Origin of the sequence: Tundrisphaera lichenicola, assembly GCF_051175385.1 — a bacterium.
In the GTDB taxonomy this organism is placed as follows: Bacteria; Planctomycetota; Planctomycetia; order Isosphaerales; family Isosphaeraceae; genus Tundrisphaera; species Tundrisphaera lichenicola.
This window is the reverse complement of record NZ_CP195107.1, coordinates 86,368-103,074: the sequence shown is the minus strand read 5'-3', so window position 1 is coordinate 103,074 and position 16,707 is coordinate 86,368. Positions and strand designations below refer to the sequence as shown.

At 63.8% G+C, this 16,707-nt stretch carries 18 protein-coding genes; 1 reads left to right on the top strand and 17 read right to left on the bottom strand.

Annotation, left to right across the window (positions count from 1 at the left end; all coding sequences use genetic code 11):
- Positions 1-2 precede the first annotated feature (2 nt).
- The 6 genes from P12x_RS30035 to rfaE2 all read right to left on the bottom strand — a co-directional run bounded on the left by P12x_RS30035 (position 3) and on the right by rfaE2 (position 9,853).
- Positions 3-2,141: a tetratricopeptide repeat protein gene (locus P12x_RS30035; protein WP_435011777.1), complete on the bottom strand. Its 2,139-nt coding sequence runs from the start codon at positions 2,139-2,141 to the stop codon at positions 3-5.
- Positions 2,138-3,424 (bottom strand): glycosyltransferase family 4 protein, encoded by a 1,287-nt coding sequence (locus P12x_RS30030; RefSeq protein WP_435011906.1) that lies wholly within the window; start codon positions 3,422-3,424, stop codon positions 2,138-2,140. The genes P12x_RS30035 and P12x_RS30030 overlap by 4 nt, the downstream gene beginning before the upstream one ends.
- On the bottom strand, positions 3,414-4,523 hold the full coding sequence (locus P12x_RS30025) for a glycosyltransferase family 2 protein (RefSeq protein ID WP_435011776.1): 1,110 nt from the start codon (positions 4,521-4,523) through the stop codon (positions 3,414-3,416). Before P12x_RS30025 ends, P12x_RS30030 begins: the two co-directional genes overlap by 11 nt.
- Before the next feature lie 401 nt (positions 4,524-4,924).
- Complete coding sequence (locus tag P12x_RS30020; RefSeq protein ID WP_435011775.1) at positions 4,925-6,091, bottom strand: glycosyltransferase; 1,167 nt, start codon at positions 6,089-6,091, stop codon at positions 4,925-4,927.
- A 556-nt stretch (positions 6,092-6,647) separates the two neighbouring features.
- Positions 6,648-7,715 carry a glycosyltransferase family 2 protein gene (locus tag P12x_RS30015; protein ID WP_435011774.1) on the bottom strand — a complete coding sequence of 356 codons (1,068 nt, stop codon included), beginning with the start codon at positions 7,713-7,715 and terminating at the stop codon, positions 6,648-6,650.
- Positions 7,716-8,416: 701 nt separating this feature from the next.
- On the bottom strand, positions 8,417-9,853 hold the full coding sequence (gene rfaE2 / locus P12x_RS30010; protein WP_435011773.1) for a D-glycero-beta-D-manno-heptose 1-phosphate adenylyltransferase: 1,437 nt from the start codon (positions 9,851-9,853) through the stop codon (positions 8,417-8,419).
- A 757-nt stretch (positions 9,854-10,610) separates the two neighbouring features.
- Here rfaE2 and P12x_RS30005 point away from each other — a divergent pair.
- Positions 10,611-10,838, top strand: coding sequence for a hypothetical protein (locus tag P12x_RS30005; protein ID WP_435011772.1), 228 nt, complete (start codon positions 10,611-10,613; stop codon positions 10,836-10,838).
- Between the two features lie 112 nt (positions 10,839-10,950).
- Here the strand turns inward: P12x_RS30005 and gvpJ are convergent, their stop codons facing one another.
- The 11 genes from gvpJ to P12x_RS29950 all read right to left on the bottom strand — a co-directional run bounded on the left by gvpJ (position 10,951) and on the right by P12x_RS29950 (position 16,634).
- Positions 10,951-11,277, bottom strand: coding sequence for a gas vesicle protein GvpJ (gvpJ, locus tag P12x_RS30000; RefSeq protein ID WP_435011771.1), 327 nt, complete (start codon positions 11,275-11,277; stop codon positions 10,951-10,953).
- 53 nt (positions 11,278-11,330) lie between these two features.
- Positions 11,331-11,483 carry a hypothetical protein gene (locus P12x_RS29995; protein ID WP_435011770.1) on the bottom strand — a complete coding sequence of 51 codons (153 nt, stop codon included), beginning with the start codon at positions 11,481-11,483 and terminating at the stop codon, positions 11,331-11,333.
- Between the two features lie 419 nt (positions 11,484-11,902).
- Positions 11,903-12,076: a hypothetical protein gene (locus P12x_RS29990; protein WP_435011769.1), complete on the bottom strand. Its 174-nt coding sequence runs from the start codon at positions 12,074-12,076 to the stop codon at positions 11,903-11,905.
- A gap of 21 nt (positions 12,077-12,097) precedes the next feature.
- Entirely contained in the window at positions 12,098-12,454 is a 357-nt protein-coding gene (locus tag P12x_RS29985; protein WP_435011902.1) for a gas vesicle protein K, read from the bottom strand.
- Complete coding sequence (locus tag P12x_RS29980) at positions 12,451-12,684, bottom strand: gas vesicle protein (protein ID WP_435011901.1); 234 nt, start codon at positions 12,682-12,684, stop codon at positions 12,451-12,453. The genes P12x_RS29985 and P12x_RS29980 overlap by 4 nt, the downstream gene beginning before the upstream one ends.
- 19 nt (positions 12,685-12,703) lie before the next feature.
- Positions 12,704-13,078: a tetratricopeptide repeat protein gene (locus P12x_RS29975; protein WP_435011900.1), complete on the bottom strand. Its 375-nt coding sequence runs from the start codon at positions 13,076-13,078 to the stop codon at positions 12,704-12,706.
- 66 nt (positions 13,079-13,144) lie between these two features.
- Positions 13,145-13,510: a gas vesicle protein GvpG gene (locus P12x_RS29970; protein WP_435011899.1), complete on the bottom strand. Its 366-nt coding sequence runs from the start codon at positions 13,508-13,510 to the stop codon at positions 13,145-13,147.
- Positions 13,511-13,536: 26 nt separating this feature from the next.
- Complete coding sequence (locus P12x_RS29965; RefSeq protein WP_435011898.1) at positions 13,537-14,337, bottom strand: GvpL/GvpF family gas vesicle protein; 801 nt, start codon at positions 14,335-14,337, stop codon at positions 13,537-13,539.
- 13 nt (positions 14,338-14,350) lie between these two features.
- Positions 14,351-14,722 carry a hypothetical protein gene (locus P12x_RS29960; RefSeq protein WP_435011897.1) on the bottom strand — a complete coding sequence of 124 codons (372 nt, stop codon included), beginning with the start codon at positions 14,720-14,722 and terminating at the stop codon, positions 14,351-14,353.
- An 18-nt stretch (positions 14,723-14,740) separates the two neighbouring features.
- Positions 14,741-15,718 carry a gas vesicle protein GvpN gene (gene gvpN, locus P12x_RS29955; protein ID WP_435011896.1) on the bottom strand — a complete coding sequence of 326 codons (978 nt, stop codon included), beginning with the start codon at positions 15,716-15,718 and terminating at the stop codon, positions 14,741-14,743.
- 262 nt (positions 15,719-15,980) lie between these two features.
- The gene (locus P12x_RS29950; protein ID WP_435011895.1) at positions 15,981-16,634 is read right to left on the bottom strand and encodes a hypothetical protein; all 654 of its coding nucleotides are present in this window, start codon (positions 16,632-16,634) and stop codon (positions 15,981-15,983) included.
- Positions 16,635-16,707 lie beyond the last annotated feature (73 nt).

The following is a 16,707-nucleotide window of genomic DNA, read 5'->3' as shown; positions in this document are numbered from 1 at the left end:
GCTCAAACGGCCTCGGTGGGACTGCGACCCAGTCGTCCCATCAAGCCAGCAGCCTCCTCGTGGAAGCGGGCCAGTGCAGGGTGCCCCGGCAGATGATGATCGGTCCAGGCGACGGCTCGCTCGAAACTCCTTTCCGACCGACTCGACTCGCCGAGGCGATTCAACGCCATGGCCAGGAAGTAGTGGTCGAACGCCGTGCCGCCCGGCGGTCCAAGCTCGACGGACCGCTCCAGGGCTTCCACCGTACCGAGCCAGTCGCCAGCTCGGTAACGGGCGACTCCCAGCGTATTCCAGCAGGTCCCTAGGTTCGGAGCGAGCCGGACCGCCTCCTCGGCGAATCGGACCGATAGCCCAGGATCGCTCGTTGTCGCCCCGGGTTCGGCGGCCATCAGCCAGGCCAGATCGTTCAGGGCATCGGCACGTCGGCCTCGGATCTCGAGATCACCGGGAGCGCGAGCTGCCAGCCGATCCCAGAGGTCCAGGGCCCTTCTGCGCTCGACGATCGCCTCATCGAATCGACCGGAGAGGGCCAGGGATCGGGCGAATTGCCCACGGGTCAGGGCCAGATCCTGGATCCGATCGGTCCCAGGAATCGCCCCGGCCATGGTTTCGCGGAGCCCCACAGCCTCGCCGAGGACTCTTTCCGCCTCGTCGTGTTCGCCGCCGGCGAGCAGGATCGCCCCGAGCCCTTCGAGGGCATCCACCCTGATCCGAAGACCCTCAGGACTGTCGTCCCCGGCGATCAGTTCGATCGCGCGGCGAAGGAGGAAATCGGCCTCGGCCTGCTGCCCGTCTTCGACCGTCGTGAACGCGTCGGCCAGGATGTCCTCGGCTTCCTGAAGGGGGCCGCGCCGAACGCCTGCCGGGAGACCCGCGAGGCCTCCCATGATCAACGAATATATCGGGTTGAGCATTCCATTGCTGACCTCGTCGATCATGATCAACACGAGCATTATGGCGAAGGTCGCCGCAGGCGCCACTTCAGGCTGGGACCAGGTCGAAACCGGATGGCGTCGGATTAGCAGTAGGACCGGGAGCAACACCATCGTCAGCAGGGAGACGAGTCCAACCAGCCCGAAATGGCCGAAGATGATGATCCAATAGCCGTCACAGATCGACTTCACCTTGCCTCTCGAATCGAAGACCATGGCCCCCTTCTCGCGGCCGCCTCCGAAAACCGTGTGCTCCAGGGCATGCTCGATCAGGATATCCTCATTCTGCATCCGAAATTCGAGCGATTGCGCGCGATCCTCGCCGAACAGCTTGGCCACATCCAGGACCTCGCGTCCCGACCAGAGGCCCGCGATCCTGGTGCCGGTGTAGAATGGTGCTACCGCGAGCAGGAGCAAGACGGGCAAGGAGGACTTGAACCGCTTGGCCATCCAGAGGGTTCCCAGACCCATGATCAGGAGTGCTATCGCGCCGGTCGACTTGCAAAAAAACGTGGTCACCAGCAACCCCACCGTTATATATCCGAAAGGATATCCCCAGAGGGTCCGGATCGTCTTGGCGGCCCAGAGCTGCACCGACAGCAGGCAGGCACAAGTCATCCACATCCCCAGCTCGAGGCCTGAGCTCAGGAAGACCTTCGGTCGATAGCCCCCGTAACGAATCGGTTCCCAGTGGACGATCCCGTAAACCCAGGTCTCCAGGACCGGGCTCAGTCGGATCTCCAGCAGACACGGGGGCACGTAGGCCAGCCCGCCGATAATGATGCCCATCGCGAGCTGGCGAAGGCCGTCCAGATCCGAGAAGTACATCCGCCCGATGAAGTAGGGCAGCCCCCATCGGATCATCTGGTCCAGGATCCCCGATGTCCCTTCGTAGGCCCCGAGGCCCAGTGACAGCGACCCGGCCATCGGGCAGAGGCAATTGATGATCATCGGGATGTCGTACCAGCGGAAGCGCAGGGCCATGAGCCTCGGTGAGTCGAAGGCCACCACGCCGATCAACACGCCTGCGATCGTGGCTGACATCTTGGTGTAATCGGGGATCCCGCTGAACTTCCACCCGATGTTGGGGAGAAGCAGCCAGGCCACGATGAAGGCCGTCACAACGGCCCGTCGAGGGGGCATTTGCGCGAACAGGAAGATAACGGCCGGGAGCCATGCGAAGAGCGACACAATGGCCAGGATATTCATCGAGGTCGGCCTTTCTCGCCGGTCCGTTCCGAGCTGCCGATCACGCTCCGGAAGAAGTCCTCGGTCCGTCGGGCTATGATCCTCGGATCGTACCGTCGCTCGGCGTCCAGGCTGGCCTGATGTCCCAGCCGGGCGGCCAGGGGACGATCTTCCAGGAGCCGGGAAATCTTCGAAGCCATATCACGGGCATCTGCGACCCGATAGAGCAGGCCGTTGACGCCGTCCTCGATCATCTCGGGGATCCCGCCGATTTGCGGTGCGACCAGCGGGCACCCCATCGCCATCGCTTCCAGGACGGTATTCGGGAAGTTATCGTAACGCGAGCCGACCACCACCACGGCGCCTTTCCGGCGAAGCCCCGGGATGGCCGACCCGGGTTGACCCCCTAGCCATTCGACGCGATCGGCCGACGCCCCGTCGGGGAATCGGAGGGCGATATGCTGGGTGATCGATCGGGGTTGCCCGTCATCGTCGACGAAGATTCCGGCATCCGCTCCGGCGAAGCGAAGCCGGGCCGAGGGCCGATTTCGAGCCACCTCGGCGAAGGCGTCGATCACCAGGTCGCCCCCCTTGTGGCGATCGAACCGGCCCACGAAGACGATCGTCTCGGGATCGCAACCCTCGGGGGTCCAGCGGTCGGCAACCGGGACGATCGAGGCTGGGTTGGGGATGACCTCGGTCTCCTCCATCGCCATCTGATAATAAGCCCGGGTGCGCTCCAGGATATCGAGAGACGGTGAGGTGATCGCACGGGCCTCGGCGAGGGCCCGGCCTTCGTCCCGGACCCGGCGACGAAAAACCTCGTCCTCGACCGCGCCCCTGAGCGGCCCGTTGACGAACCAGGGACCGTGGATCCGAACCACAACCGGGATTGGGAGTGCTCGCTGGAGCCATCGCGACCAGCCGAGTGATTCTTCCACCTCGACGAGTTGGAGGCCTCGAGTCCGGATCAGGGATCGACATTGCTCGGCCAGGGCTCGGACTGCGGCTCGCCTGACCGCCAGTGCGGGCGCGGCCCGGTAGGTCAGGGAGTCGACGGTGCGGGACGCGAGGCCCCGTCGTCGTCCGAAGGGGGTCGCATCGCGGACATCGACATCATCAACCTCACCCCGGATCGCCTGCGCCAGGATCGCCACCGAATGGCCATCGGTACGCATCTGATTGGCAACGAAAGCGACGTAAGGGATGATGCCGTTGGCAAATGCGTTCGGAGGCCAACCCGGGCAGACGAAGGCCACAGAGAGTGGGCCCCCCGCGATCGCCGATTGATCCTCATTCGTCATGGGGGTTGGCAAGGGAAGGGTTTCCGAGGAGCGAGGTGGGATAGGTCTCGGGAGAACTCGGGGCGGAGCCCTTTCCAGTCAATCGCGGCGGGGGGACGATGGCCCTCTTCAGCTTCCGGAGCCTCTCACGAAGCCCCAGCCTTTCGAGGACTTCCAGGCCCAGACCACCGGCGACGACCGGCATCGACTGCCAGTGCATCGCAGCAATCGTCCGCATCATCCTGAAGTCCCTCTCCAAGGTGAATCTAGGACCCTTATCCCGGTTGCGTCGTGCCATCAGCCAGGTCCATGCCATCGCCTTGGCCAGCCTGACGCGGTGGACCCGAGGCAGTCCGACCGCTCGGGCGATCTCGGTCTGTGCCCGGAACGCCTCGTTCAGGTGCTGTCCTTCCCGCTCGGAAGAATGCCGGACCGTCTCGGGGTGAACCCGGTGATAATTCAGGGGCCGTGCCACGAACGCCACATCCGCCGCCATCATCATCCTCGCCCACATCACCCAATCGCCAGAGAGGCGGAATTCTTCCGGGGCCGGGCCAACCCGATCAACCACCTCGCGGCGAAGAAGCACGGCGCTCGCGTTAGGGATCGTGTTCTGGAAGGCGAGGTATCGGCGGCATTCGTCGAGGCCTCCGCTGATGAAGTCGCTCTTCCAGTGCTCTCGATCCAGGGAGTCGGTCAGCACGGTGTACGATGACTTGATCTCGTCGTCCGGGCCGACGATCCAGGACTGGCAATAGGCCAGGCCAACATTCGGGTTGGCGTCAAGCCGGGCCACCAACTCGGCCAGCATCGTCTCGTCGGCGGCGTCGTCTGATTCAGCAATCCAGATGTATTCGCCCCTGGCCTCACGCAGGCCCCGATTCCATTGCTTGAACGGACTGCCGCTGTTCTGTTCGTTGTAGATCGGCCGAACACGGGGGTCCGACGACGCCGGGTGCGACTCGAAGACCGCCCTACTATCGTCGGGCGATGCATCATCCAGGAACAGGACCTCGATGTCGCGGAACGACTGGCCCACGACGCTCTCCAACCGGCGGGGCAGGTAGCGTGCATGCCTGTAGTTCGGGATGATCACCGTGACTCTGGGATTAGGGCTCATGGTCAACCTTCCCCATTCGCGCCATCGACGTTGGTCACTAGAGCCCGACCCATTCGGCAGCACCCCTCCAAAATTTCAGGGGAGACGACTCGTCCCCGCGTTGGACGATCCGGACGACGACCGATCGGTCAGGATAATCCGAGCCCTCCGGCTCCAGCCCGATCGATGAGGAGCCCGCGAGAATGTCGGTTCGCATGGCTCTGCATCCTCGGCCCGAAGATGCCATTGACCGGGCGATCTCCCCGGATTTCTGGAGGCCGAATTGGTCTCTCACCCACCACTCAAGTCGGTAATTGTGACATAACCAAGACGATGTCGTCAAATCAGGCTGAGTCCGGACACGAGGCCTGATGAATTATGTCGTCAAGCGTTGAAGAATGCCGTCGCGTGCCCGCTCAGGATCATTGACGCACGGTCATCCTACGGGCGCCCTTGGGGAGCATGGCACGTCCCATCTGGCGGATCCGGTCCAGGACCGACCGAGCCAGCCACTCCGGCGGCGGGATCGGCGATAATCCATGGACCACGACCTCTGCCAGCATTTCCTCCAGCCGTTCTCCAGCCGCCTGGGGCGAGCAGATCGATCCCACGAGTTCCCTGGCGGCCTGTCCCATCTCTCGGGCACGATTCGGATCTCCTAGCAATCCGACGACTTGTCGGGCGAACTCGCCGGCGTCGTCGGCGATCGCGAGATGCTGGCCGGACACGGCTCCCAGGCCTTGAGCCCCCACGGTCGTGGTGACGACGGCCATGCCGGAGGCCATCGCCTCGGTCACCTTCCCCTTCATCCCGGCTCCATAACGGAGGGGGGCTACCGATAAGGCGGCATTGTCCAGGTAAGGGGCCGTCTCGGGCACATGTCCCACCACTTGAACACCGCCAACCTGACCCAGGTCCTTCACCTCGACCGGAGCATGACTACCCACCACCGTCAGAGTCGCGTCGGGCAGGGCCCGGCGGACCTCCGGCCAGACCTCGCCGACGAACCAGAGAATTCCATCGACGTTCGGCGCATGACGGAATCCCCCGATGAACAAGGCCTCACGGCCTCGGGGCCGATCGTCACGGGGCCGGCTCGGGACGATAATCGGGACCATGTATTGGCGGGGCATGCCATCCAGAAATTCCAGGGATTTTCGATCCTCAGGAGTGATCGCAATTATCGCATCAGCCTGGCGATAGGTTGCCAATTCCCTGAGTTTCCTGGCCTCGACGCCCGCCGCGTCTGAGAAACCGTGGGCTAGTCCGGCCTCTTCGCGAAGGAAATGAATATCGACTGTGTCGATGATCACACGAGCCCAGGGTTGCCGTTCTCGGAAGACTCCGGCGGCCCACTCGGCATATTCCCAGAACTCGAAGAGCCCGATGTGATATCGACGACGAATCGAGACCCTTTCGAGCGATCCACCGGGGACCGCGCCGACGAGCCGGACTCCGATTTGCCGGAAGGCTTCCACCTGCCGATCGAAGTCGGATTCTCCGATCGGGACCGTCACGTGCAAGTCTACCGAGTGCCGATTTGCCAGGAGGGTCAAGACTCGGAAAAGCCTGAGGTCACCTGCGGACATGTCTGGCCGAGGTAGTTCCGGCGTCGCGACCAGGATTCTCAATGAGCGTTCGGTCATAAGGATAGAACCGTGATCGAGATGGTGAGGTCCTGGACTTCCTCCCAGACCGAGGCAACAGCCTCTAGCAGGGGCGTGAGTAGCAATGGAACAGTAAACCGGCTTAAGCCTTCCGAACCCCTGGGCGACAGATAGGGTAAACCCTTCCTGTCATCCGCCTCTGGCCTCGGAAATAGCGGCTTTCGCCGTGCCCGACCGAACAAGTTTCGCCGAGACCCTATTTGGCACCGGTTACGACGGCATCAGCCCAGTCGGGCGGGTCAATGGCGTCAGAAACCCGGCAAACTGGCTCACTGAGACCCTTAAGCCGGTTTACTGTTCCATTGCTACTCACGCCCCTAGCATCTCTGGATCGTACTTCTTGAGGGGTACCGAACGTTCGGCAAATCGGCAAAGGTTTCGGTCCATGTGCTGTGGTTTCACTAATTGACTAATAGTGTGATCGATATCGATTGTCGTAATCAGATGCCCGGTCCGCTCGCGCCGGCGAGTTCAAGTATCAAGAATCGATCCGATTGATGGCGTCGGTCAGGGACCCCGACTTCGTACCGGTGAAGAGCGATTTCAGCCACAGCTTCGCGGCCCACTTCCGAAACCGGAAGTTAATCGGGCTGAACTTCAAGGTTGGGTCGCATCGGCAGGCCATCCCGAACCGGACCATCCCGGATCGATAATTTCCCTCATTGAATAGCCGGTATGTCGCGACGATTTCCCGATCGCGGTATGACTTTAGGAGCAAATCGCCGGCCGAGGCCTTCAATTCGGCGGGCAGGTGGCCCTCGATGACCTCGATTGCCCGGAAGACGTCGGGGATGTCGTCGCCGGCTTCTTCCAGGCGGGAGGACTCGTTCCCGCGATGAACGAGCCAGCGAGCCAAGATCTCAGGTTCGTACCAGACCGGGAAGCAAGTCGCGATCCTAACCCACATTTCCCAGTCCAGAGCCAGGCTAAGGTCCGCACGATATCCTCCGACCAGCTCATAGACTTCCCGGCGAACAACGATCGATGCGCACTGGATGAGTTGCATCCGGGAGATCCTCCCGAGCCAGCCATCCAAAACACCTGGATCGGGCTGCTCCAAATTTGAGAGATGCTCCCAGTTTCCTTCGGCGTCGCTCATGTAATGGCGGCAGAAGGCCGCACCGGCCTTCGAGCCACCATAGCCGGCCTGTTTCAAGCGTTCGTAAAATCCGGGAAGGACGTGATCGTCCTGGTGGAGAAGATGCACCCAACGCCCCCGGGCCCGCTCGATGCTGCCGTTCCAGTTGCCGGCCAAGCCGACATTAGCCGGCTGTCGGTGGAATTCGACCCGGCCGGGAGCGACCCGATTGACGATCCGCTCAGCCTCTCCACTGGGAGAATGATCGTCGACCACGGCAATCTGCATCTCCTCCGGACCAGGATCCTGATCCAGAACAGACTGGAGTGCCTTCTCCAGCAACGATGAGGGATTATAGGCGGGAATCATTACCGACCAGTACGGACGGTGGATGCCTTCCGGCACCGGCCCGACCCTAGGACACGTTTCGCAGCCGATCTTCAGCGTCACGGCTCGATCTCCATGCATTCGGCTCGAACTTCGTCAGGCCAGGGCGATCGGATCATCGAACCGGCCTGGGGCCACTTTCCCCATTGGATGCGATCTGGGCGTCGATCTGGCGAGCCATGTCGAGCGGTGAAAATCGGACGATGTGCCAAGCGTCGCTCCTACGCCGGATGTGGCCCGCTCGACATCTGGATGGAGGGTTACCCTGACTGTTTTCGGGATGGTGCGAACCAGCCGGAAGACCAACTTGAAGCGAGGTGATCTGCACATCGGCTTGGTTAGCCATGACTCCGAAATGGTCGAGGTCCGCCTTCGTCGCTTCGATCCGAATCGACTCGTGAGGTACGAGCAAGATCAGAGATTTACGAGAAATCGAAGGCACTTTCATGAGATCGGTAATCGTAGGATAACTCGCGGGCGTTCAAAGTCGTGACGGTCTAGCGCACGTTTTCCAAAATGACCACGGGGCTCTCCCGTGCCGTCATCCGACCGAGAGGGTAATTCATTGCGGGAAGGTGCAGATCCGGGTTGAGCGGTCGAAATCGCGAAAATTCGGGAGGCTGAGGTGAAAGATTAGGATGGAACCGCGTCTACTACAAAAGTCCAGAAATTGTAAGTTTGAGAACGGGCCTCTACAAGTCCGGACTCGCTTGGATGCTGATCTTGGAATCATGCGTGCCAATAAGCCGCTGATCGGTGAGGAGAGATTCCGAAAGCGAGCATTAATCGCCGCCCGACTGGAACGCCGCCAGGATGCCGGTGGTGCTCAGCCCCGGGACCAGGGGGATGGTCACCACTCGACCTCCCCGGGAACGGACGAAGTCGGCTCCTGCAATCTCCTTTCCCTCGTAATCCGAGCCCTTGACCAGGACATCGGGCTCGATTTCCCGGATCAGGGCCTCGGGCGTCGGGTCTTCAAAAACCACCACGGCGTCGACGCAGGCCAGTCCGGCCAGGAGCGAGGCGCGATGCGCCTCGGCCTGGACCGGCCGACTTGGCCCCTTGATCTCACGGACGGAGGCGTCGGAGTTGAGCCCGACAACCAGCAGGTCGCCCTGACGCCGCGCCTGCTCCAGGCCGGCGAGGTGGCCGGCGTGGAGGATGTCGAAGCAACCGTTGGTGAAGACCACCCGGCGTCCGGCCCGCCTCTGTTCGGCCGACCATCGACGCGCGGTCTCCACGTCCCGGATCTTGGGAGATCGGCCCCGGATCGCCCCGGCCAACTCAGCCGCCCGGACGATGTAACAGCCGCTGTGACCGACGGCGATCCCGGCGGCGATGCTGGCCAGCCGGCAAGCCTCTTCGGCCGACCTCGACTCGCCCAGGCAGGCCGCCATCACGGCGATCACGGTATCTCCAGCCCCGGTAACGTCGGCGACCTCGCGGACCTCGGCCGCGAAATGGCTCGCACCGCCGCTGGAGGCCAGGGTCATCCCGTCAGCCCCCCGGGTAATTAACATGTAATCCAGGCCCAGGGCCGTGCGTGCTTCTTCGGCGGCTTTGGCGATCTCCAGGTCGCCGACGAGGGCGCGTCCCAGTCCTCGACCGGCCTCGAGGAGGTTGGGAGAGAGAAGGGTCGCGCCGGCGTAAACCCGAAAGTCATCCTTCTTGGGGTCCACCAGACAGGGCACGCCCTGTTCCCGGCAGGCCCGGATGACCCGCTGGGCCAGGGATTCGGTAATCGTCCCCTTGTCGTAGTCGGAGAGGACGACAACGTCGTGATCGGCGATCCTTGGCAGGATCTGCTCTTCGAGTTCGGCCGAGGCTCGACGATAGCCGGCGGAACTTCCCTCGCGATCCAGCCTCATCAGCTGCTGGTGGCCACCCGCCAGGATCCGCGTCTTGCTGATCGTCCGGAGCCCTTCGCGGCCGACAAGCACGACCTCCCCGACCGAGGCGTCGGCCAAAGCCTGGCGGAGCCCCTCGGCGTCGGCGTCCATGCCGGCGATCGCCGCCAGCGTGACCCGGCATCCCAGGCCGGCCAGCGACGCGGCCACATTGCCCGCACCGCCGGGACGGGTATATTCCCGGTCGAGCGAGACGACCGGTACCGGGGCCTCCGGCGAGATCCGATGAATCTGCCCCTCAAGATAGCGATCCAGCATCACGTCGCCGATCACCAGCGCCTTCGAGGTCATCGACGCCTCAGCTTCAACCATCCTGAAAGCCCTCGATTGACGGTCGGGCGTGCATCTCGGCAGGCGACCCGGCCCCCCCATCTCCTTAAGGCGGCCTCATCATGAGCAAAACAACCCTTCCTTTCAAGGGACGATGCTGGCCCTCGCGACGCAAGTTCGGACGATGCGTGAGGGTTCTTGAGCCGCAGGGCGCATTGGCTGGACTGTGAGCGGCGCGGACAGGTGCACCGAGGCCGGGCCAGTCTGGGCGCAGGAAAAGACCCCGCCGAACGGCATCGTTCGGGCGGGGCCTCGAAGTCGCTGTGATCCCCGCTGGGCTGTGAGGGCGCTGCCCGAATCCATCCGGGCGTAACGCGATCGCTGCCCCATCCTTGGGGGCCTGGCGGGGAACTCGGGTTGATCGATCGGGCGATGAGGGCGGGGCCGATCCGTCGGCCTGAGGGGTGCGGATCCTTCCGCTGGCCTTTGGCGGATCCTTCCGCATCGGCCGTGTCGAATCCTTTCGACGGGTCGGAATATACCTCGCGGTGAGGCCGACCGCAAGCGCCAGAACCATCGAAACCCTTGAAAATAAGTGGTTTTTTAGTTCCCATGAAGATGGGAAGCCGGGGTGACAGTGAGGCTTACCTGGCGACCCTTCCCACGAGTTCGCCCGGCGGCTCTCGCCGTGGTGCTACCAGCCTCGGGACGAAGGCGGCGGCCCGGACCGGCGGCGTGCTAGAATGCCGATCGGGCCTCGGAGAACCCGACGACGATCGCCCCGCACGGAGACGGCCCGATGATCAGTGATATCCTGCGAGATGCTCTCGCCGAAATCGACCGCTATCTCGGCGAGTACCCGGACCTCTACGCCGGCCACGCCGAGCGGATCGGGCGGGTCAAGCTTGAGATGGAGGGATTGCGGGCCACGCTGGTCCAGCCTCGGGTGGGCGAGGAGTGCGGGTGCGGGTGGTCGGAGGAGGACCACGCCGAGGTCGAGCGTGCCGAGCGTGCCGGCGACGCATGAAGTGGGCGGCACGATCCGGCTCCGGTTCGCGACGTCCGATAATGAAAGTTATGATCAAATAATTGAAAATTGTGCCAAAAGCTGGTGATGGGGGTTCGTTTTCGACTTAGGCTCAGGCGATGGAATGCGAGGCGGCCGCATTCGACTCGAGGCGGGCGACCCTTTCTCGAAGGGTGACGAGTTCTGCCTGATCGGCGGGTGCCATCAGGGCGGGCTGGAAGTCGGCGTTATTGGTCCACCAGTCCATCCCCATCTCGCGGGCCTTGTCGACGGAGGCGACCACCAGGCGGATCTGGATGGTCAGGAGCTCGATGTCGACGAGCTTGATCTTGATGTCGCCGGCGATCACCAGGCCCTTGTCCAGGACGCGCTCCAGGACATCGGCCAGGGTGGCGCTGTGGACGGAATGGGCCGGAGATCGTGACGCAGTAATCGACATCGTCGAGTCCTTGATGGGGAATCCGTGAGGGGTCGCATTTGACCCCGTCTGGGTCAGGAGCGTCGGGAGTCTCGGGCGGGAATGGGCAGGCTGCCGAGGGTCCGGATCCTTCGGGCGAACACGACCCGACCATCGCGATAAACTCTCCGGAAAGAAGAACCGACCAGCGAGGAAGTCAGGTCGCGCATCGTTCGGGGCGGGATCATCGTCCAGGTCTCCATGGTCTCGGGTCGTTGAATCTGGCCAAGGGTGGATTATTCGGGCACGATCCCACGACCTCGGCAGGTCAGGCAAGGCAAGCCGCTGCTCGGCTCGAAGGCTTTCCCATTGCAATCGACGCAAGTCCGAGTCGGTCCGGAAATGGCGGCGACCGCCCCTGCTCCCGAGCAGATCGGGCATCGAAAGGTCTTGTGACTGCCCGTCCCCCGGCAGAAGGCGCATGGGACATGGGGCGTGACAATTCGCAGTGTCCCTCGGCCGTTGCAGGAACTGCAGACGGATCGCGCCGACATGATGGCGAACGGGTCGACTCCCCTGCCATGGCAGAAGGCGCAGGGGATAATCTCCCGGGCGTGAAGGGGAGGATGCGGCGCGGACTCGACCTCAGGTGACGTGTCGGCGGCTCTCATGAGAGGGGGCTCCTCACGATCGTGGAGGCTGCCGGGATGGGGGCTGGCCTGGCAATCCCGGTCCCTCCGCAGACCTCGCAGGTCGACTCCGGGGAGAGGGCGTTGTAGACGCCCGACCCCGTCCCGTGACATCGGTGACAATCGGTGGTCTCGGCCGTCTCGGTCATCATCTGATTCGTTCGCTTTCAAAGTTAGAGGAGTTTCCCCAGGGGTCCGAGGTCGATGTTCAGTTCCTCGCCGTCGATGCCGAAGGCTCCCTTGAGCATCTCCATCTGCTCGGAAAGATGGAGGAACGTCGTCCCGAGGCGCTCGACCTCGTCGTCGGTCAGCGAGCCGGCCTCCATTCGCCGAATCGCCTGGCGCTCCAGGAGGTCCCGGAGCAACTCGACCACGGTCAGGACCAGCTTGCCCAGACCCTTCTTGACGTCCTCGGGCTCGATCTCGATCTTCATCCGTTCGGCCGGCCCCGGGGCCGCCAGGACCCGGGCGAAGTCCGAGAGCGCGGCCGGGTCGAGCCCGGCGATCGGGTCGTCGAATCCGGCGATCATGATCGGGGTCCCCCGCCGATCGAGAGCAGCGCCGCCTCGCGGCGACTCCGCTCGACCGTCTCGGCATTTGTCAGCAAGAGCCGAAGGTTGAGATAGATCAGGTCGACGCCGGCTACCGAGATCACGACTTCGCCGGCGACCACCACACCCTTGTTGAGGACCCGGTCCAGAGTCTCGCAGAGCGAGATCCGACGGCCCTCCTCGAGGTTGATTTCATCCCTGGCTTCCATCGGTCGAGATGTCCCCTGGTCAGACTAACCGCTCGTAGATGGCCCGGGCTTGCCGGAGCTCGCCGGCCTGCTCGTGCTGTCGGGCGACGTCCAGGATTCGATCCTCGGCCTGTTCGGCGACGGCCGTTTCGGGGTGCTCGCTCATCAGCTCGAAGTACATTTCGAGGGCCTGGTGAAGCTCGTTCGAGCGGAGGTATGCATCCGCCATCGCCAGGAGCCTCAGGAGGGCCCGATCCTGCGACGAGGGTCGGTCCTCACGATCGGAGCCGGCCGGACGGCTCCAGGGCGTCGGCGGGATCGCGTGCGGGCTGTCCAACCCCGAGCCGTGGCGAGGTCCCTGATCGATCAGGTCATCGGCCTGAACGGGCTCGAATTCGGTGGTCGTGGTGTTCATGCGCTCTCCGAGAATCGTCATCGATTGTGGTCCTGAACGTTCGCCAGGAAAGGCGTCTCCGCCCGGTCAGGACTCGTCCTCGGCCTCGTCATCGAGGCTCTCGTCGTCCTCGTCTTCCTCTGCGTCGTCTTCTTCGTCGTCGTCTTCCTCTTCGTCGTCTTCGTCTTCGTCCTCATCATCATCGAGGCCCTCGGCCTCGATGGAGTCTCGGGCTTCGATGGCGTCGAGTCGGTCGAGGATCTGTCGTTCGCGATCGTCGAAGGCCCGCTCGTCGAGCGTACCAGCCTCGAACATCTGATAGAGTTGGCCAAGTTCGGCCCGGAGCGAGTCGGCCTCCTCGGCCATTTCCTGGACGGCGGCCTTGTAGATCTCCCGAAAGAGCGAGAGGATCGACTTGACCGGGAAGAGGGCGATGTCGTCAACCAGGAACACGGCACGATCCTTCCCGATGATGGAACTTAGGACATACGCATCGCGATTTCCACGAAGTTGTGCGGAGGCCACGGCCCGTTGAAGTCGAAGGCGAAGTGCTGGTCGAACGCGTGGGCGGCCTCGACCACGGCGGCCTCGAAACCCTTGACATGTTCGCGGTCGACCAGGCAGGCCAGGTTCATCACCTCACGCTCGTTCCTGGGCTTGTTGTTGACGATCTCGGCGCACCGAGGCTTGAGGGCGAGCGTGACCCGTTCCAGGTGCGCCTCGCGGTCGTCGTTGATGACCTGATCGAAGGTCCGCCCCAGTTCGATCTTGTCATCCTGGGAGGGCTCGCGGCCGCCCCGGAAGATCTCATCGCGGAGCTCGGCCAACTCGGGATGAGTGGCCAGGGCATACTCGAAGATATTGGGGACGTCCCAGCTCACCCGGAGGCCCAGCTCGACCTTGCCGCGAACCCGCTCCATCTGGTCGGCGAAGGCCGGGGCGTTGAGCCGGAGGATCCTCCGGACCGACTCGGGACCATCGGCAATCAGTCCGAAGGCCATCGGCAAGACCGTCCGGTCGGCCATCAGTCGCTTGAGGATCTCATGATGAGCGGCCAACTTCCGACGCTCGGGTCGGACCTTGCGGTCGGGCAGGTCGCTGACCACGGCGGAGAACTTGCCGTCGCCCATCGTGTAGACCTCGGCCCCGTCCATGCCGGTCAGGCCGAGCCTCGCCCCATCCTCGCCACCCTCGATGATGGCATAAAGATAGCGGCCCCGGAGCAAGGTCGAAATCTCGGTACTTTCCGTCTTTGTCGCACCCTCGGCGATCATCGCCATCACTGTTCCCCTTTCAATAGGTGAGTTCACGGACCTTGATTCGCGAGGCCACCCCGGTCGAGTCGGAGGCCGGCTCGATTTGCGCCAGCCAGGACGGGGTGGAACTGATCGGGGCCGAGCCGCTCGACTCGTGGACCCCCGGGGGCATCTGGTCGCCCTGGATCACCGCCATGAGCCGACGCTCCTTGGCCGCGATCGCACCGAGCCGGTTTCGGATCTCCACGTGGCGGCGGTCCCAGCGTGCCAGTTCCTTCTGGAGCAGGAGTTTTTCGTTGGCCATGGCCGACATCTCCAGGAGTGCACCGGCGGGCGTGCGCACCTTCCGATTGTCCACAAGGCTGCCCATGGTCCGGATCGAACCAACACCGCGTCTCAGGATCGCCATGCCACCACCCCTTTCGCGTCAGTTGAAGTCGATTCGATGGCCATTGGACGCGCCGACGAAGGTCGGTTCGTGTTCGCTGCCCTTGGGCGGGCAATGCTTGGTGAGGATGTCCTCGAGCCAGGCGTCGCCGACCGGTGCTCCTTCGTGGGTGATCTTCACGGAGTCGACCCGGAGGACGTCGCGGCAGGTCTCGGCGAAGACCCGGTCGTCGCAGGCGACGGTCGCGCCTCGGACCACCACGATCCGCGCGATCATGATGCAGGCCCGGACCGTCGGGGCCAGCGAGAGGACGCCCAGGGTCCGGAAGTCGCGGACCACCCGGACGATCTTGGCGGCGTCCTCGGGGTTCAGTCCCGACTTGGCCGCGGTGATCCCGGCCTCGGTCTCGCTGTCCTGGTGGCCGACGGTGATCGTGATCATCCGGTCGAGCAGTGCATCCTGAGTCTTGTGGGTCCCGGCGTACTCCTCGGGATTGCTCGTGAAGATCGCCCGGAAGAGGGGATGGACCTGCAAGTGTCCCTCGGCGCTCCGGCCGATCGGCATCTCCAGGAGCCGTTCCTCGAGGACACCGAGCAGGACGTTGTTCGCCTCGGGCCTGGAGCGATTGAACTCGTCATAAATGACCGTGAAGCCGAACTTGCAGGCGTTGGTCAGCCGGTGGTCGACCCACGTCTTGGAGACATTCTCCTCGGTCTTCATCACCGAGTGGATGAAGTTGTCGACCACGCGTGTCGACCGGTAGCCGAGCTGCCCGCCGATGAGATCGGAGCTGCCGAACTCGTCGTCGCCCTGGATCAGGACGACGGGTCGACCTATCTGCGCGGCCACATGCATGGCCATGGTCGTCTTGCCGGTCCCGGCCGGGCCGCTGAAGTGGACGGGATAGCCGGCCTGGAGATAAGACAGGGCGCGCTCCGCGATGCTCATGACGCAGGGGGTCTGCACGAAGTCGGGGCGCTGTTTGAGCGAGAGGACGTTCAGGTCATCGGGGTTCACGGCGTCGTCATCTCCTTGTTGCCGCTCGGCGTCGAGCGGTCCTTGAGTGGGGCCCCGACGCCGGGCGTCTGGGACCGACGTCTATTCGGATCCGACCTCGTAGGCACGGGCGAAGCCGAGCCAGGACAGGTCGATTCGACAGCGGACGGAAGCAGACTCGTCCGGGCCTCGCATCGTCACGGGCGCCGGCGAGTCACCCGCCCCGGTCGACCCGGGACGCATTGATTATCGAGTCGGCAATCTCGGATGGCCCCGGTCGGGCTCAGCCGGAGTGCGACTTTGCTCGTCGCCCTTGGCTCCGAGGCTTCTGGGACGGCTTGGCCGTCTTGCCCCGGTCCTCGTGGGCCGGAGCTTCGGGCTGGGTAGCGGGGGTGTTCCGGGTCCGACGGGCGGCGAACTCTCGCCAGGTCCTGGCAGCCGTGCCAAGATCGGAGGACAGTTCGGACCGGGCGGTCCGGAAGGAACCGGTCATCATGCCGACCACTTCATGACGAATCTTGTTCGTCTCGTCGAGGGTGTGTCGCAACTCGTCGCGCATGGCTCCGAGCGACTCGCGGTGGGCATCCCGCATCGCACCAACCGTCTCGATCCGGTGGGCCCGGCTCGAGCTCAGAAACTCGTTGACTTCCTCGGTTCTCGCCCCGTGCGCGGCGGTTACTTCATCGAGGAACTCGCGATGGTTCTCGCGCATCGCGTTGACCGCCTCTTCGCGGTCGGCTCGGGTCTTCGACAGGAACTCGCCCAGTTCCTCGGCCCTCGCCCCGTGCTCGGTGGCGACGCTTTCGAGGAATTCCCGGGCCCCGCCGAGCAGGTCGACGGTCGCCTGATGGACCTCGGCCAGCGAATCGCCCCGGGCCTCGATCGAGGCACCCAGTCGATCGGTGAAGGCCATCATGCGGTCGTTGAAATTGGCCATGGGTGAGGCTCCTCCCGTAGGTTGGGATTGACCGCCTTCACCCGCCGCCCCGGGGAGGCCTGAGCCCCCCCGG